2 protein-coding genes are annotated in these 2568 nt (G+C 55.8%); both read right to left on the bottom strand.

The features are described from left to right. Positions 1-139: 139 nt before the first annotated feature. Complete coding sequence (locus H6F43_RS18470) at positions 140-1696, bottom strand: NAD(P)/FAD-dependent oxidoreductase (protein WP_190344185.1); 1557 nt, start codon at positions 1694-1696, stop codon at positions 140-142. A 140-nt stretch (positions 1697-1836) separates the two neighbouring features. Further along, a partial coding sequence (locus H6F43_RS18475) for an extracellular solute-binding protein (RefSeq protein ID WP_190344187.1) occupies positions 1837-2568 on the bottom strand: 732 nt, incomplete at its 5' end.

Genomic DNA, 2568 nt, shown 5'->3' on the forward strand with positions numbered 1-2568 from the left:
AACGTTGACGCTGGGAGCGTCGGGCGATCGTCCCCGGATCGAAACATTTACGCCAGAAACGCCCTAGAACTGAGGATCAAGCAAGGGAGAGTAATACTCAGTTACGTTAGTCATTAAACGTAATCCATCCTGCAAATAACTAAAGTCTGTCTATTTGAATTTGCCGTAGAAGTTCAAGGTGCTGTGGGACTGACGCCAGCGTGCTTGCTGTGATCATGCCGCTGGCAGCAACGGCAGGAAGTCCGATGCCTGGAAACGTCGAATCGCCACAGCAAAGTAATCCTTTGAGCGGCGTCCGAGGACCGGGAAACAGCCCCTCACTGGCTCGAATTGCTGGACCATACGAGCCACGATGCCGCCGCAAATAGCGCTCATGGGTCAGCGGCGTTCCCACAAGTGCGACTTCGCAGCGCGATCGCACATCCGGGATCACTCGCTCCAGCGCCTTCCACATGACTTCAGCCCGCGCCTGTTTCTGCTGGGCGTAGGCTTCGCTGCGACGATCCAACCCCTGCCAGAGATCGTAAGGTTCGTTTCCTGGCGTGTAGACGTGAATCGCGTGTTTGCCTGCTGGAGCCAGCGACGGATCGAGCAGCGACGGAATCGACACCAGCACCACATTCTGCGGGGCAGTAATGCCTGCGTCCCAATCGTTCACGATGATGTAGTGACAGGTGAGGTCCGATCGCACTCCCGCAGCGTCGATGCCTAAATGCAAATGCAAAAAACTGTCGCACTCCGGAGTTGCCTGTCGTGCCGCTCGAAATGATGGCACCGCGCCTTTGGGCAGCAGTTTCAACGTGTCCCACACCGACGCATTCGAGATCACCGTTCGCGCTCGAATGGTTTTACCGTCCCGCAGTTGGACACCGATCGCCCGTCGTTTTTCAACCAAAATCTGCTGTACATGGGCATTCAGCAGCAAGGTTCCGCCATACCGCTTCAGCCCCCGCACAAGGGCATCTACCAGCGCCCCACTACCGCCTAGCGGATAATCCAGCTTTACCCCCGGTCGATACCAATCGGCAAACATAAACGCCACCTCTGCCGCGTTGGTGCCGTTTGCCGGAAGCCCAGACAGCAAAAAGCACAGCAGATTTAGCCAGTTGCGAATAAACGGATCGTGAATCGCACCGTCCATAATTCGGCTGAAGGGTCCGGTCAGTTTGGCGACGTTAGCTGCGTGCGGTGCCAGCGTCGGCAGAAATCGTCCTAGCGTCCGTACTGCGCCCCAATCCAGCCGGACCGCTGCCGAGGGCAACGCGATCGCCGCCTGTGCGTAGGGTGCCATCAACCGCTGAAATTTCCGCCATTCTGCAACGGCATCTGGTCCGCGCAGCCGTTGTAGCACCTCGCAGAACTGATCCGCGCCCACGGAGGTATCGAAATCGCCTTCCGGTAGGCAGCAGCCCCAAGTGTCGTAGGTGGCACAGGGCAGCGGCTCGTCGATCGCGTCTAACACTTGCCGCAGTGGATTCGGCGAGGGGCTGTAGGACAAGCCAGAATACAGCGAGGGTCCAGAGTCGAAGCGGTAGCCCGCACGCTCGAAGGCATGAGCCGCTCCACCGGGAATCGAGTGGCTTTCGCAGACGACCACTCGATTCCCGTATCGCGCCAACAGTGCCGCACAACTCAAGCCACCGACGCCGCTACCAATGACAAGAACATCAGCGTCAGTGGAGTTTGTTTCAAGCATGGGGGTGGAACGAGGAAATCACAGAGTGAAATGTTTTTTAGATCTGCTGTTGGATAGGTATCTTGCCTGTTTGATCGAGACAGCCAGAATGGCTATCCCACAACCGTAAATCAAGGGTACAGCGATCGGACGGTTCACTCTTAAGCCTGATTCCACTCTTGCGCCGCGTCATTAATTGCCTGATCAACGCTTTTTTGTCCCAGCATGGCTGCTTGCAAGTTGTCGTAAACCACTTTTTGTAGCTGCTTGGCGTTTTTCATTGCTGGAATCAGCACTTGCGCATCGTTCATCTGCTTAGCGCTGATCGTTCTAGCTTTATCGACTGGGGTAGCGTTGGCAGCCTCCGTTTGAAAGTAGGAATCTTGCAGCGCTTTGACCGTCGAGGGCAACACGTTTGCGGCTTTGGCAAAGGAGAGCTGATTGGCGTCGTTGGTAACGAACAGGGCGAACTTAAGAGCCGCATCGGGAACATCCGAGTCTCTGGGGATGACTAGATTCATCACCGCCACGTTCTTTTTGCCCGTTTCTCCACTAATCTGCGGCGCAGAAGCAGACGTTTTGGCGATCGACGGTGCATTCTTAGCGATCGTATTCAGGAACTCTGCGCCGGACGCCAACACGGCTGTATCACCGCGCTGGTAGAGGTCGATCGCGTGTCGGTGTCCTTCAGTCAGCGCCTCTTTGGGCATCAATCCGTTTTTGTACAGATCCACCCAGTACTGGAACGCAGCTTTGCCTAGAGGCGTGTTGAATGCCGCTTTGCCTTCAGCATCCACTAGCTCTACACCCATTTGCACAAACGACTCCAGCACTTCGCCAGAATCCTCTGGAACAACGGTTGTAAAAAAGGCGTATTTGCCCGTTTTCTCTTT

The organism is Leptolyngbya sp. FACHB-36, from assembly GCF_014695955.1.
Lineage (GTDB): Bacteria > Cyanobacteriota > Cyanobacteriia > Leptolyngbyales > Leptolyngbyaceae > FACHB-36.